This is a genomic window from Agrobacterium sp. 33MFTa1.1, assembly GCF_004328495.1.
Classification (GTDB): Bacteria; Pseudomonadota; Alphaproteobacteria; order Rhizobiales; family Rhizobiaceae; genus Agrobacterium; species Agrobacterium pusense.
In genome coordinates this window covers 1,114,866-1,128,669 of record NZ_CP036359.1, presented here as the reverse complement: position 1 = coordinate 1,128,669, position 13,804 = coordinate 1,114,866, and the positions used below count along the sequence as shown (strand labels likewise).

The 13,804-nt window shown below is 55.3% G+C and carries 9 protein-coding genes and 1 tRNA gene; 8 read left to right on the top strand and 2 right to left on the bottom strand.

Annotated elements, in window-relative coordinates; translation table 11 throughout:
* Positions 1 to 229 precede the first annotated feature (229 nt).
* The gene (locus EYD00_RS18990) at positions 230 to 2,455 is read right to left on the bottom strand and encodes a bifunctional diguanylate cyclase/phosphodiesterase (protein ID WP_034500157.1); all 2,226 of its coding nucleotides are present in this window, start codon (positions 2,453 to 2,455) and stop codon (positions 230 to 232) included.
* Positions 2,456 to 2,929: 474 nt separating this feature from the next.
* Between EYD00_RS18990 and EYD00_RS18985 the strand changes: the two genes are divergently transcribed.
* The 6 genes from EYD00_RS18985 to EYD00_RS18965 all read left to right on the top strand — a co-directional run bounded on the left by EYD00_RS18985 (position 2,930) and on the right by EYD00_RS18965 (position 10,145).
* Positions 2,930 to 4,525, top strand: coding sequence for a peptide ABC transporter substrate-binding protein (locus EYD00_RS18985; protein ID WP_022563337.1), 1,596 nt, complete (start codon positions 2,930 to 2,932; stop codon positions 4,523 to 4,525).
* Between the two features lie 51 nt (positions 4,526 to 4,576).
* Positions 4,577 to 5,500 (top strand): oligopeptide ABC transporter permease OppB, encoded by a 924-nt coding sequence (oppB, locus tag EYD00_RS18980; protein WP_045533877.1) that lies wholly within the window; start codon positions 4,577 to 4,579, stop codon positions 5,498 to 5,500.
* Complete coding sequence (locus EYD00_RS18975; RefSeq protein ID WP_108081779.1) at positions 5,493 to 6,623, top strand: ABC transporter permease; 1,131 nt, start codon at positions 5,493 to 5,495, stop codon at positions 6,621 to 6,623. The genes oppB and EYD00_RS18975 overlap by 8 nt, the downstream gene beginning before the upstream one ends.
* Position 6,624: 1 nt before the next feature.
* On the top strand, positions 6,625 to 8,235 hold the full coding sequence (locus tag EYD00_RS18970) for an ABC transporter ATP-binding protein (protein WP_022563334.1): 1,611 nt from the start codon (positions 6,625 to 6,627) through the stop codon (positions 8,233 to 8,235).
* Between the two features lie 603 nt (positions 8,236 to 8,838).
* Positions 8,839 to 9,021, top strand: coding sequence for a type I restriction enzyme subunit R domain-containing protein (locus EYD00_RS26210; RefSeq protein WP_022563332.1), 183 nt, complete (start codon positions 8,839 to 8,841; stop codon positions 9,019 to 9,021).
* A complete protein-coding gene (locus tag EYD00_RS18965; RefSeq protein WP_022563331.1) occupies positions 9,021 to 10,145 on the top strand; it encodes a DUF3387 domain-containing protein in 1,125 nt (374 codons plus the stop codon). Before EYD00_RS26210 ends, EYD00_RS18965 begins: the two co-directional genes overlap by 1 nt.
* A 235-nt stretch (positions 10,146 to 10,380) precedes the next feature.
* On the opposite strand, the gene EYD00_RS18960 is transcribed toward EYD00_RS18965, so the two are convergent.
* Positions 10,381 to 10,470: transfer RNA gene (locus EYD00_RS18960), tRNA-Ser, on the bottom strand.
* A gap of 166 nt (positions 10,471 to 10,636) precedes the next feature.
* Between EYD00_RS18960 and EYD00_RS18955 the strand changes: the two genes are divergently transcribed.
* Together EYD00_RS18955 and EYD00_RS18950 are read left to right on the top strand one after the other, a co-directional pair.
* Positions 10,637 to 13,291 (top strand): N-6 DNA methylase, encoded by a 2,655-nt coding sequence (locus EYD00_RS18955; RefSeq protein ID WP_034500324.1) that lies wholly within the window; start codon positions 10,637 to 10,639, stop codon positions 13,289 to 13,291.
* Positions 13,292 to 13,313: 22 nt separating this feature from the next.
* Complete coding sequence (locus tag EYD00_RS18950) at positions 13,314 to 13,802, top strand: hypothetical protein (RefSeq protein WP_034500322.1); 489 nt, start codon at positions 13,314 to 13,316, stop codon at positions 13,800 to 13,802.
* Positions 13,803 to 13,804 lie beyond the last annotated feature (2 nt).

Here is a 13,804-nt window from a genome sequence, read left to right as displayed (position 1 = left end):
GTTGTTTTTTCGGCGTGAGGTCGCGAATTCGGATCTGCCAGGCATCGCGACTAACCTCGTTCCTGCACAGAGCCAATGTGACGAGCTTGGAAGGCTTGCATCCCATTGGTGTTGAGGCGAACGACGCATTTCGCCAGAAGCAGGTCGTGTTTTGCGATAACAGGGCGAGGAACAAGCGGGGGGGGGGCAGAGTTAGCTGGCTCCGCCCGCCGCGGAGCGCGACGGTTGATCAGCGGCTTACGTTATACGACTGTCGGTCAGGCCAGAAACCCGCGTGACCGGGCAGCGTCGAGAGGGGATCAGGGGCCGAGAGCAGCGCGCGAGCAGCATTCGGCGACAAGGGCCGTGCGAGTAGAAAGCCCTGCAGATGATGGCAACCGAGGCTCTCCAGAGCATCGCGCTGCTCCGTTGTCTCAACACCTTCAGCCGTAATCTTCAACCCCTTGGCCCGCGCGACATTGATCATGGCAGTGACGAGAGCCCTGTTGTCGCTTCTGTGGATTTCCTCGATGAATGATCTGTCAATCTTGATGCGATCCACCTCAATCTTTTGAACCCGCGAGAATGACGAATATCCTGTTCCGAAATCATCGATCGCAAATCTTACTCCGGCTGCGCGCAGGGCCGCAATGGTCCGTTCCGATCGACCGTCTTCTCCGGTAGCTGCGCTTTCCGTTATCTCGATTTCCAGGCGGTTAGCCGAAACCTTCCATTTTTCGAGCGCAGCAATCACGTTCAGCGGATAGGCCGGCGAACACAGTTCCAGCAAGGAGGCGTTGAGCGCGATGTCGATGTCGGGAAAGTGCGCCAGCATGGAACAGGCGTCTTCTAGCACAATGGCTCCGATTTCGTGGATCAAACCGCACTCTTCGGCCAGCGGAATAAACTCTCCGGGGCTTACGTATCCAAGTGTGGGGTGGTTCCATCGGGCCAGCGCCTCGAGGGAACAGAGCATCCCGTCCCGTGCTGAGAAGACTGGCTGATAGAATATCTCTATCTCCGCGCGGCCGTTGACCGCCTTCCGCAGGTCAGCTTCCATAGCCCTTCTCTTGCGAAGCAACTCGTCCATGTGCTCGCCGAATATTGCGTAAGTATTCCTGCCAGCTGCTTTGGCGTGATACAGTGCGATGTCGGCCTGACGTATCGCCTCGTTTGCATCAAAGGCGCCGTTCTTTACGGCCACTCCGACGCTGGCACCAATTGTGACTTGCGTCTCCTCGATCTCGAAAGGCAATCGAAGGTCGTCCACAATGGCTTTTGCAACATGCTCGGGCTGCAGCAAATCGTTCGATGTGACAAGGACGGTAAATTCATCACCACCGATCCGCGCAACAAGACTGTCGGGCAAAAGGCTCGTGAGCCGCGCCCCGACAAGTGATATCAATCTATCGCCTGCAGGATGTCCAAGCGAATCGTTCACCTCCTTGAACCTGTCGAGATCGATGAACAGCACGGCGTGTGCCTCGTCTTCCCTCGCATTTTGCGCGGCGGTCGCAACTCTCGCATTGAATTCCGATCGATTGGCAAGGCCGGTTAGAATGTCGTGTGCCGCCTGATACTGCAACTGCTCCTGGTTCGCCTTCAATCGGTTCGAGCGTCTCCAGAGGGCGTTTCCGCCGACGCTCGCTGCACTGAATATGGCAAAAAAAGCAAATGCGATCGCGGGAATGGTAGCTTCAAGGACTTGCTGGCCGGGCCTGAACGGCTGCCATTCGAAGTAGCCAACGACCTGTCCGGATGTTGAATGCAACGCAAGATAAGAAAAACGCGGGTCCGTTGGCTGATGAAGGGCAAATCGAAGATTTTCGAACTGGTATTCCTGACCCACCGTTGCTGCGAGATCTCCGTCCAGAAATCGGACCGCAACATGCAGATTTTCTCGCCCCGGTTGCTGCTCGATATCACCCGTGTCGGAAACGATCGGTTTTATGCTTACGATCGCCGGACGTGAGCCAACGTAGACGATGTCGGCTTCTCCTATGGAAAGCACCTTGCTACTCGTTCCGTCCTGATCGCCTGCGATAAGGCGTTCCTTCAGCTTCGTCGCTAACGGGAGATAGGCGGTCCGCAAACCATCGGCGGTGGACGCGTCATTGTGATCGACAAGAAATTGATAGATCGGATTAAGGTCCGCTGTCAGCACGATTGCTGCATCGTGTCCGAAATAGGTATTCATCCATACGCCGAGATTGGTTTCCATCCAGTCTGGATTACGGGCAAGGGAGTTCGTGACGGCGTCATCCCAGACAGTGGCGCTTTCCTGATCATGAGCAATCGATGACTTCAGTTTCGATACCGTCAGGGCGACCACGTCACGCTGCCTTGCAACTGCGATACCGTCGCTTGCGATCGCCGCAAAATAGAGTGACAAGAGAAGCAGCCCGCAGATGGCGAATGACGCCATGACGGGCAGGCTAAATCTCCAAAACCATTTCGACTGCAGAAGGGTTTGCATCGTTTCATATCCGCCTGTGTTTCGTCCAGACTACGTGAACGAAACTTAAAGCGGCTGGAACCAACATGGTTAAGTCCGGTCGAAATCGCTTTCGTACGGTGCCGCACAAAACGGTTTCGAAAGAGGGATTGCGCTGTCACGGAGCGACCTGGCAATCTCTCCATCGACATGGTTGTAACGCTGGTATTTTCATCCCGCAGGAGTAACACCCGGTGCCGGTCCGCTTCCAACCTGGCTGATGGCAACCTCTTGCCTTGCCGGCGCCTCAGCCCGACTGCAGAGTTGCCAGACGCGATGAGGCACCAAAATAACAGAAGATTTGGGCGACGGTATTTGTAAGTTCGGGCACGCGCTGCATCCGCTTCTCCTACCCCTGGCTCTGCAGTGGCAATTTTACCTGATGATTTCGTCTCGGTTGCGCTTCCTGGCGATTTGGCCATATTTGTCGGCTCAATAGTCACGGGGAAAGAAAAAATGTCGATAAATGCTAGGTCTCGGGTCGCGGTGGTGATGGCTGCGCTTCTCTTGGGGGCGAGCTCTGCGCTTGCAGAAACAGTGTTACACCGCGGTAATGCCGGCGAACCACAGACGCTCGATCAGGCACAGACCTCCATCAACATCGAGGCCTTCATCGTCAAGGATCTCTATGAAGGTCTGACCATCTATGACGCGACCGGCAAGATCATTCCGGGCACGGCCGAAAGCTGGACGCTGTCTGACGATGGTACCGTTTACACGTTCAAACTGCGCGCCGATGCGAAGTGGTCGGACGGTACACCCGTGACGGCGGAAGATTTTGTCTTCTCTTATAAGCGCGTCGAAGACCCGAAGACCGCAGCGAAATACGCCAATATTCTCTACCCGATCAAGAACGCCGAAAAGATCAACAAGGGCGAAACGCCTGTTGACCAGCTTGGCGTCAAGGCGGTGGATGACAAGACCCTGGAGATCACGCTTGAGCGGCCGACGCCGTTCTTCCTTGAACTGCTCGCCCATCAAACGGCTCTGCCCATTTCCAAGGCGAGTTACGAAAAGAACGGCGCGGATTTCGTGAAACCGGGCGTGATGGTGTCGAACGGCGCCTACAAACTCGAAGCTCATGTTCCGAACGACAGCCTCACTGTGGTCAAGAACACCAATTTCTGGGATGCTGCCAATACCAAGATCGACAAGGTGATCTTCTACCCGGTTGACGACCAGGCCGCCTCCGTTCGCCGTTTCGAGGCGAAGGAAATGGACCTCGCCTACAATTTTTCAGCTGACCAGATCGACCGTCTGCGCAAATCCTATGGCGACCAGGTGCACGTTTCACCGACGCTCGCGACCTACTACTACACCTTCGATACGCGCGAAGCGCCATATGACGACGTCCGCGTGCGCCGGGCGCTATCCATGGCTGTCGACCGCGAATTCCTCGCCAAGGAAATCTACAGCGGCTCGCAAGTTCCCGCCTATTCGATGGTTCCCCCGGGCATGGATTCCTACGGTGAGCCCGCCACGGCCGACTTTGCAGCCCTGTCGCAGCTTGATCGCGAAGACGAAGCTCTAAAGCTCATGAAGGAGGCCGGTTACGGTGAAGGTGGCAAGCCTTTATCCATCGAAATCCGTTACAATACCAACCCCAACCACGAACGCGTTGCGACCGCCATTGCCGACATGTGGAAAAACACCTTTGGCGCCAAGGTCTCCCTCGTGAACCTCGACGTTGCCTCGCACTACGGCTACCTCCAGGAAGGCGGCAAGTTCAATGTGGCGCGTGCTGGCTGGGTCGCTGACTATGCGGATGCGGAAAACTTCCTTGCGCTCTCCATCTCGTCCAACAAGACCTTCAATTACTCGAAGTTCAACAACGCCGAGTATGATGCATTGCTGAAGAAGTCCTATGAGGAAAGGGATCCGGCAGCTCGCTCCAAGCTGCTGCACGAGGCCGAAACGATCCTCATGAAGGAACAGCCGGTAGCGCCGCTTCTGACACAGGCCGATCTTTGGCTGGTGTCCAACCGCGTCAAGGGTTGGGTGGACAACGCTGCCAATCAACACCTCAGCCGCTTCCTGAGCGTTTCCGAATAAGCAGCACTGGCACGGTGGCCCCGCCACCGTGCCATGCCGGAGCCCAAAAACATGATCTCGTTTATTCTGCGCCGTTTGGCGAGCGCCGTGCCGACGTTGTTTATCGTCGTCACGATCTCGTTTTTCCTGATGCGTTTTGCGCCCGGTGGTCCGTTCAATCTCGAACGTCCCCTCCCCCCGCAGACCATGGAAAATCTGATGAGAACCTATCATCTGGATGAGCCACTATGGCGCCAGTATCTCATCTATCTCGGCAATGCCGTCACTGGCGATTTTGGCCCAAGCTACATCTATAAGGACAACACCGTCGCGCAGCTGATCGGCAAGGGCCTGCCCTATTCGCTCGAACTGGGTTGTTATGCCCTGTTGCTGGCTCTGGTGGGCGGCGTGCTCGCCGGCACGCTCGCAGCACTCAGGCAAAACAGCGCTTTCGATTTCTCGATCATGTCAATCTCGACAGTGGGCGTCACCGTCCCGAACTTCGTCGTGGCCCCTGTTCTCACGCTTGTATTTGCCGTGCTGCTCGGGCTTCTTCCGGCAGGCAGCTGGGGTGACGGGTCGCTACGCTACCTCATTCTTCCGATGATCGCACTTGCGCTGCCGCAGCTTGCGGTCATTGCCCGGCTGACGCGCGGTGCCATGATCGAGGCACTGCGAATGGACCACATCCGCACGGCCAAGGCCTATGGCCTTCCCGCGCGCAGCGTCGTCGTTTTCCACGCCATGCGCGCGGCAATGCTGCCGGTCGTTTCCTATCTCGCTCCCTGCGCCGCCGCGCTTTTGACTGGCTCGGCAGTCATCGAAACGATCTTCACCATTCCCGGTGTCGGCCGCTACTTCGTTCTCGGCGCCATCAATCGTGACTATACGCTGGTGATGGGCACCGTTGTTCTCATCGCCATTTTCGTCATCCTGTTCAATCTAGTCGTCGATATTCTCTACGGCCTTCTTGATCCGAGGGTCAGACATGACTGATAGCCCCGGCACTAACCCTCATTCGCAACAAATCAAAAGCCGCAGCCTGTTCCAGCTGGCAGTCCTGCGTTTCAGACGCAACAAGGCAGCCATGGCGGGTTCCGTCATGTTACTCCTTATCACTCTGTTCTCGTTCGTCGGGCCTCATTTCCTGGCGCACACCTATGATCAGGTGTTTTCCTCCTATGTCTCGGTGGCACCCAGTCTCGAGCCACGCCCTGATGTGAATAACCTTCAGGACGTGATGGAGGGTGTTGCGAGCCGGGCCCGCGTCGAGCTGAAGGAATTTGCCGTTGAAGGCCAGACTTTCACGGCGACCATCACCTCCAGCAGCGCAATCGATCCGCGCGCAACACGCTACTTCGACCGTGCCAATGAATTCAAAAATACCAGGGTGACTGCGACCGAAGACGACGGACGCACGCTGAAGCTGGAAGGCGACGTCAACCGCGAATACTTTTTCTTCGGTACAGATTCCAACGGCCGCGACATGCTTGCGCGCGTCATGCTTGGCGGTCAGATTTCGATTGCGGTCGGTGTCCTGGCGAGCCTCGTTTCCTTGGGAATCGGCGTGGTCTACGGTGCAACAGCGGGCTATATTGGAGGGCGCGTGGACAATGTGATGATGCGCTTCGTCGAAATCCTCTATTCACTCCCCTTCGTCTTTCTGGTTGTGGTTCTGGTCGTCTTTTTTGGCCGCAGCTTCATCCTGATCTTCCTCGTCATCGGCGCGGTGGAATGGCTGGACATGGCGCGCATCGTGCGTGGCCAGACACTCGCCTTGAAACGACGGGAATTTGTCAGTGCGGCGCAGGCTCTGGGGCTAAGCGACTGGCAGATTATCCGCCGTCATATCATCCCCAATACGATCGGGCCCGTTGTCGTTTTCGTGACGGTCGTCGTGCCCAAAGTCATTCTTCTGGAAAGCTTCCTATCCTTCCTCGGTCTCGGCGTTCAGGCGCCGTTGACAAGCTGGGGAGCGCTGATTTCCGAAGGTGCCAACAATATCCAGTCCGCCCCGTGGCTTCTGATATTCCCGGCGATCTTTTTCGTGCTGACCCTGTTTTCGCTGAATTTCGTCGGCGATGGGTTGCGTGATGCACTCGATCCCAAGGATCGTTGACATGAAGACGACAACTGACACCATTCTTTCCGTTCGCGACCTCAAGGTCGATTTCACCACGCCGGATGGCACTGTCCATGCCGTCAAGGGCATCGACCTTGACGTTAAACAGGGTGAAACGCTCGCTGTGGTTGGCGAGTCCGGTTCTGGCAAAAGCCAGACGATGATGGGCATCATGGGGTTGCTTGCATCCAATGGCGCCATCAGCGGCTCGGCGAAATATCGCGGAAAGGAACTTCTTGGACTGCCTGTCGGCGAGCTTAACAAAATCCGTGGCGCGAAAGTCACCATGATCTTCCAGGAGCCGATGACCTCGCTCGATCCTCTCTACCGGATCGGTGCGCAGATTGCCGAGCCGATCATTCACCACCGCGGTGGCAGTAAAAAGGAGGCGCGCGCACGCGTTCTCGAACTGCTGAGGCTCGTCGGAATTCCGGAGCCCGAGCGGCGTATAGACAGCTATCCTCACGAGCTTTCCGGTGGTCAGCGCCAGCGCGTCATGATCGCCATGGCGCTCGCGAACGAGCCGGACATCCTGATTGCGGATGAACCGACCACCGCCCTCGACGTTACGATCCAGGCCCAGATCCTTGATCTTTTGAAGTCGCTGCAGCAGCGTTTCGGGATGGCGATCGTGCTGATCACGCATGATCTCGGTGTCGTCCGCCACTTTGCCGATCGCGTCGCGGTCATGCGACGGGGGGAAATCGTGGAGGCTGGGACCACGGAGGATATCTTCGTGCGCCCGAAGGCGGATTATACCCGGATGCTTCTCGATGCCGAGCCCCGAGGGAACAAGCCTGTAGTCAGCCGAGAGGCTCCGATCGTGCTTTCCGGCCAGAACGTAACGATCGATTACACAATTCCGGGCGGCTTCCTGTCGAAATCGAGCAAGTTCCGGGCCGTTGATGGCGTGAACGTCAATCTTCATCAGGGACAGACGATCGGCATTGTTGGCGAATCCGGGTCAGGCAAATCCACGCTCGGTCGCGCTCTGCTGCGCCTGATCCAGGCCGATGGCCGGATTTTCTTCGGAAAACAGGAAATCACCGGGCTTGATCGAAAGGCCATGCGGCCGCTACGGCGGCATCTCCAGCTCGTGTTCCAGGACCCCTATGGTTCGCTTTCGCCGCGACAGACAGTAGGCGAGATCATCACCGAGGGGCTCTTCGTCCACGACCGGGACCTCAACCGTGCGGAACGGGACAGGCGCGCAATCGAGGCGCTGAAGGAAGTCGGCCTCGATCCCGCCGCCCGCAACCGCTATCCCCATGAATTTTCCGGGGGGCAACGCCAACGTATCGCCATTGCCCGCGCCATTATTCTCAAACCAGAGGTCATCATTCTTGACGAACCCACGTCGGCGCTGGACCGGTCCGTTCAGGGCCAGGTTATCGACCTCCTGCGTGATCTACAGAAGGCCCACGGCCTTTCCTACATCTTCATCAGCCACGACCTGTCCGTCATCAAGGCCATTTCAGATTACGTCATCGTCATGAGAAACGGAAAGATTGTCGAGGAGGGAGAGACAAACGCCATCTTCAACCGGCCTTCGGCTGAGTACACCAGAACACTGATCAAATCCGCTTTTTCGCCCGCCGTCGTGCCGTAGATAAAAAATGGAGCGCACGCAGATCGCAGCGCCGTAGTACCGCCCGTGCGAAACCAGTTGCTTTTGGGCAGGTGCTCATCAGGCTGTGACGTCCGGGACGCGGGCGGCTGGTGCAACATATCGGGGTTAACACCTCCTTCGTGGCTCGATAGTGAGGCACAAGGCTCGCGACTTGTCGGAGCCTGCCGACCGTTGAGAGGTCAATTCGCTCGTTGCGCGCGTAATTGCAACCCCGGTATTGAACGCCGGGCACTATCGAAGGTGCTGATTTCGCAAAAACGTCAGGGCGCCTCGCCATTGCGGACGTGCGAGCTGACGACCACGCGTCATTCCTTAGGAGCACAGGAGCCCGTTATTACCCGCCTGTCGCTGGTCGTCATTTGTTTACTCGCTCTTCGAATGTTCGATGACGTGGAAACGCCAGGAAAGACCGGCAATCGGACCAAGCAAACTTCCGCCCTCATCAGCCGTTGAGCGCCACTCGACCGATCAGAGGCGATCGTCCTCCTCACTCGAGTGATCGATCGCAAGTACGTTGCCTGACATAAACCGGCTTCACCCAAGCGCCGGATTGATCTATCCTGTTAGCAGACATGACAGTCGATGTGCATCCGAACGGCGAGGGTCGCCAAGGCAATGTCCGGCCGCGACGATCTCGCCAAGCGGGCGCGAAAGGTCGATGATCCGCTGAAACTGGTCATCGTGCGCGACACGTGGCTTACGGGGTTCGATGCGCCCTGCATGCACATGATGTATATCGACAAGCCGATGCGGGTCATGGGTTGATGCAGGCAATTGCCCGCGTCAACCGTGTCTTCAAGGAGAAGCCAGGCGGCCTCCTGGTCGATTACATCGGCATCGCCACCAACCTGAAGAAGGCGCTCGCGCAGTATTCCCAGTCCGATCGAGACAAGACGGGGATTGATGAAGAGGAAGCCGTCGCCGTCCTCCTGGAGAAATACGAGATCGTCCGGGGCATGTTCACCGGGCATGACTACAGCCTGGGTGTCACGGGCAAGCCTATCGAGCGGCTGAAGGCGCTGGCGGACGGCATCGACTGGATCTTGAAGTGGCAGCAGGCGGAAGCAGCAAAAGTCGAAAGCCCAGAGATCAAGAAACAGGCGCATCGCCGATATCAGGATGCGGTTTTGGAGCTGAGCAAGGCCTATGCCCTTGCCTCCGCCAGCGATGCGGCAACGGAAATTCGTGATGAGGTGTGCTTCTTCCAGGCCTTTCGCGCCGCTCTGGTGAAAACCACGGCTACCGGCAAGATGTCCGACAAGGCCAAATCAATGGCGGTGGAGCAGCTTCTCAACCAGGCCGTAGCCAATGCCGAGATCGTAGACATCCTGAAGGCTGCGGGGCTGCAGTCGCCCGACATCTCTGTTCTCTCTGACCAGTTCCTGATGGACGTCCAGAAGATGGAAAAGAAGAACCTCGCGCTGGAAGCTCTGAAGAAGCTTCTGAACGGGGAGATCAAGAGCCGGTCCAAAACCAACGTCGTTCAGTCCAAGACCTTCTCTCGACGCCTTGAGGAGGCGGTGGCCCGGTATCATGCCAATGCGATTTCGACGGTCGAAATGATTCAGGAACTGATCGCGCTGGCGAAGGAAATCCAAACGGCGACCGCACGTGGTGATGAGCTTGGTCTCTCTCCGGAGGAGATCGCCTTTTATGACGCGCTTGCTGGCAATGAGACGGCCGTCGAGGTCATGGGTAGCGAACAGTTGCGTGTGATCGCCCACGAACTGGTCGAGAACATGCGGGGCTCAGTCACCGTTGATTGGCAACACAAGGCAAGTGCCCGCGCCAGGATGCGCATCCTAGTGAAACGCATCCTCAAGAAGTTTGGATATCCGCCAGACCTGGAGCAGGAGGCCATACAAATGGTGCGAGCTACTTTTGCATGAGATAAGTCGAGGCTGAAGAAAACGCCACTGCACTCTTTGGTCAACCAAGAGCGCAAAGCGAACTTTTTCGGGGCCTAGGCACGAAGACTTTACCCACGGTGCGACGTTCGCGACACTTATCTAACAGCCAAGCCAACGATGATGATCCTCACACAACAATTATGTGGGTCATTTTGTGGGGCGAAGGCGCAAATTAATTACAACACATTGATAAAATTACGCTTTTTTGCATCAATGGCGGAGAGGGTGGGATTCGAACCCACGATACCCTTGCAGGTATGCCGCATTTCGAGTGCGGTGCATTCGACCACTCTGCCACCTCTCCACAGTCTGGTCGGCGCTGTGATGCGCGGGCCGTTCATATCGGTGAGGATGACACCGAATGATATGTGCCAATGATGTGCCGCCATTGAACCAATTTCACAAGCCTCAATCCTTGTCAGTGAACTAGGTCTGACCTAAGACAGCACACTGATTCTAGGAGAGAGCCCATGTCGAGCACAGCCGATCAAAGAACCCCACTGGAATCCATTCGTGAGTTGACGGTTGAACTGAACCCGGCAGGTCGAATCGTCGATTACCTCGATAACACGATTTCCCGAGCGGATGGACCTGAAGAACGCGTTCGTCAATATTACGCAAAGGTGCTGTGCGAAGAGTATGGCTACCCTAAAGCGCGTATGCGCTTTGAGGTTCCAATCAATATTGGTAGCGACGTGAAATTTGCCGACATCGTCGTTTTCCAAACGGAAGCAGCGGCTACGAGTAAGTCGCAAGGCCAAATCGCCATCGTGGTCGAAACGAAAGCGCCGACTAAAACCATTGGGCATGGGCAACTGGCCTCATATATCTCAGCCAGTTCAGCATCCGGAGGCGTTTGGTTTAACGGACATGACATTGCTTACTTTCGTCAAGTTGTTGCTCCTGAAGCTCAACTGGCACCTTGGACCAATATTCCGCGGTTTGGCCAAACATGGGATACAGTAGGTCACTACAAGAAAAGTGACCTGCGTCCACCACGCGAGCTAAAAACTGTCTTCCAACGGTGCCACAATATAATTTATCGAGCAGGTTCTGACTCGGAAGATATTGCTCTCGATATGCTAAGAATCATTTTGGCGAAATATAGAGACGAGCAAAACGAGGGCGAGATATGTGAATTTCGTTGCTCGCCTGAAGAGTTCGCCACACCAGAAGGTATTCATACAGCGGCAGGGCGCGTGCATGAGCTCTTTGCTCAGGTCGTGGCTGATCACTCCGATGTATTTCCTCCCTACGAAAAAATTTCCCTTCGAGACGAGCACATTGCTAGTGTTGTCAATGAGCTGCAACCCTTCCAATTCCTCGCTGACGACGAAACGGAACAGGTATACGACGTCATCGGGACGGCTTTTGAAATATATGTATCGTCCCACCTCAAAGGAGCCCGAGGACAGTATTTCACGAATCGGCTGTTCATAAACATGATGGTCGATATGATCGATCCGGGTGAAAGGGATCGCATCTATGATCCCACCTGTGGATCAGGCGGGTTTCTCATTGCAGCTCTTCGGCATGTCCGCCGCAAAATTCTATCCTCCAATCGCGCAGCAACGGCAAGATCAAGAGCGCTTAGGACGGTCAGTGAAAAACTTTATGGCAGCGACATAGCGCCTCGCCTAGTTCGCGTAGCTAAAACAAATATGATTCTCAATGGCGACGGGCATGGTGGCATCGTTCATTTGAATGCACTTCGTAAGCCTGAAGACCCACTACCTCTTGGGTTCCCACTTCAAGATGGACTTGAGAAGGACTTGCTTCCCACGATTATCCTTTCAAACCCTCCGTTTGGTGCAAGCCACGAGCTACGAGAGAGAAATCGTGATGTCCTAACCAATTTTGAATTGGGTCATGTCTGGACTACATCGAAAGACGGTTGGCTTAAAAAAACCGACAGCCTAAACGATAGCGATGGTGTGCCACCAGAAATCCTTTTTCTCGAGCAATGCATCAAACTTCTTGCTCCGGGTGGAAAACTAGGCATCGTCTTGGCGCGAGGCGTATTGGACAATCGAGATGCATTGGCAGCAAGACAGTATGTTTTGAGACATACCCGCATATTGGGCGTCGTAAACTGCCACCCGAACACTTTTGCGCCCTTCAATGGAACGAAGGCATCGATTCTTTTTCTTGAAAAGAAGAAATCTGAAGGGTTTGCGAGAAACGAAGATTATCCTGTGTTCATGGCCGCAAGTCAAAAAGTGGGGCAAGACTCCATGGGCCGGGAGATTTACAAAACCAATGACGCTGGCGCTTTTGTGGTCGAGAATGGAGCATACGTTCTGGATCACGATCTCGATCGGATCGCTGAAGCTTGGCGGAGTTTTCGTAGTGGACGTCCCCTTGAGTATGAAGCTGCATGGATAACTTCACTCTCGAAGATCACTAGCGCTGTTGAAATGCGGATGAATCCAACTCGTTTCGCTCCGCAAGCAGAGTCAGCTATCACCAAAGTTCTCGAGTTGGCGGGAACGGAAGATTGGACAGTCGAAAGGCTTGGCGATTTCGCTCAAGTCTTTAACGGGCCTCGGTTTAAGAGACCGTTCGCGGAGGACAGTGTTACATCTGGTCCTGGCATAATCCGAATGTATACCCCCAAGGCTTTCTTCGAGGAGCGCGGTGAGAGCGCGAAATATCTCGATGTTAATAGAGCAACGTCTATTCAACGTCGCGCTTTGGACGTGTTGAGGTTGCAGCGGGATTGGATCCTGATTGTCGACAGCGGCACTGCAGGAAAACTTTTGGGCAGAGTGGGCATGACCTCCGGCGTTCATGATGGCTCGATAGGAAATAATAACCTCATCCGAGTCGTAATCGACGATCCTGTCCGGAGGGGATATGTATATCAGTTTCTACGGTCAGAGCTTGGCCAAGCACTGCTGCTGCGCAACGTTTACGGGACCAATCAGGACCACATCGAACCTGACGATGTTAAGGATATTCCAATCCCGATACCGCGTGATAACGACCGATTCAGCAGCATCAATGCTAAAGTAAAGCGTATAACGTGGATGAGAGAGCGAGCTGCTAGTTTGGATGCGCAGGCAAATGATGAGCTTGCGTCAATTTTCTCCGCAGCTCTAGAGCAGACCGAGGAACCAAACTGATAGGCTTATTGTCCCGCGCGCTATGACTGCCAAGCAAGATCGATCAAACGCCTATCTGGAAAATCGCCTCAAACGCGATCATCCTAACATATACGCCGATTGGGTAGCTGGCAGATACGGAAATGTCCTGTCTGCGGCGATCGCTGCCGGTTTGAAAAAGCCACGAACTCGGCTTCATGAGTTAAAGAACGCTTGGCAAAAAGCCAGCGCGCAGGAACGAGATGAATTTGAAAAGTGGTTGCTGGCTCAATCCGGCATAAAGACGCGGCACCCTAGCTCTGCTGGTGCGAAAGTTCCAGTCGCGATTGATCGGCGCCTCCAACCGTGGGCAAAGTCGCGTATCAAAGCGATAATGGCCATGCGGAATTTACAGATGGGCGATGTCATGGTTGAGTTGGGCGAAAAGCGCCTCAACCCGTCCTTAGGGCAAGCTCTTCACAATGGCAGCCGTTTACGACCAACACTGGTGGCCGCATTGGAAGGATGGCTTGAAAAGAACAAGCACATCTAAAA

Coding starts and splice junctions, on each gene's coding strand:
- EYD00_RS18950 (WP_034500322.1), top strand. CDS start 13,314: ATGACTGCCAAGCAAGATCGATCAAACGCCTATCTGGAAAATCGCCTC.
- EYD00_RS18985 (WP_022563337.1), top strand. CDS start 2,930: ATGTCGATAAATGCTAGGTCTCGGGTCGCGGTGGTGATGGCTGCGCTT.
- EYD00_RS18965 (WP_022563331.1), top strand. CDS start 9,021: ATGCAGGCAATTGCCCGCGTCAACCGTGTCTTCAAGGAGAAGCCAGGC.
- EYD00_RS18990 (WP_034500157.1), bottom strand. CDS start 2,455: ATGCAAACCCTTCTGCAGTCGAAATGGTTTTGGAGATTTAGCCTGCCC.
- EYD00_RS18975 (WP_108081779.1), top strand. CDS start 5,493: ATGACTGATAGCCCCGGCACTAACCCTCATTCGCAACAAATCAAAAGC.
- EYD00_RS18955 (WP_034500324.1), top strand. CDS start 10,637: ATGTCGAGCACAGCCGATCAAAGAACCCCACTGGAATCCATTCGTGAG.
- EYD00_RS26210 (WP_022563332.1), top strand. CDS start 8,839: ATGTGCATCCGAACGGCGAGGGTCGCCAAGGCAATGTCCGGCCGCGAC.
- EYD00_RS18970 (WP_022563334.1), top strand. CDS start 6,625: ATGAAGACGACAACTGACACCATTCTTTCCGTTCGCGACCTCAAGGTC.
- oppB (WP_045533877.1), top strand. CDS start 4,577: ATGATCTCGTTTATTCTGCGCCGTTTGGCGAGCGCCGTGCCGACGTTG.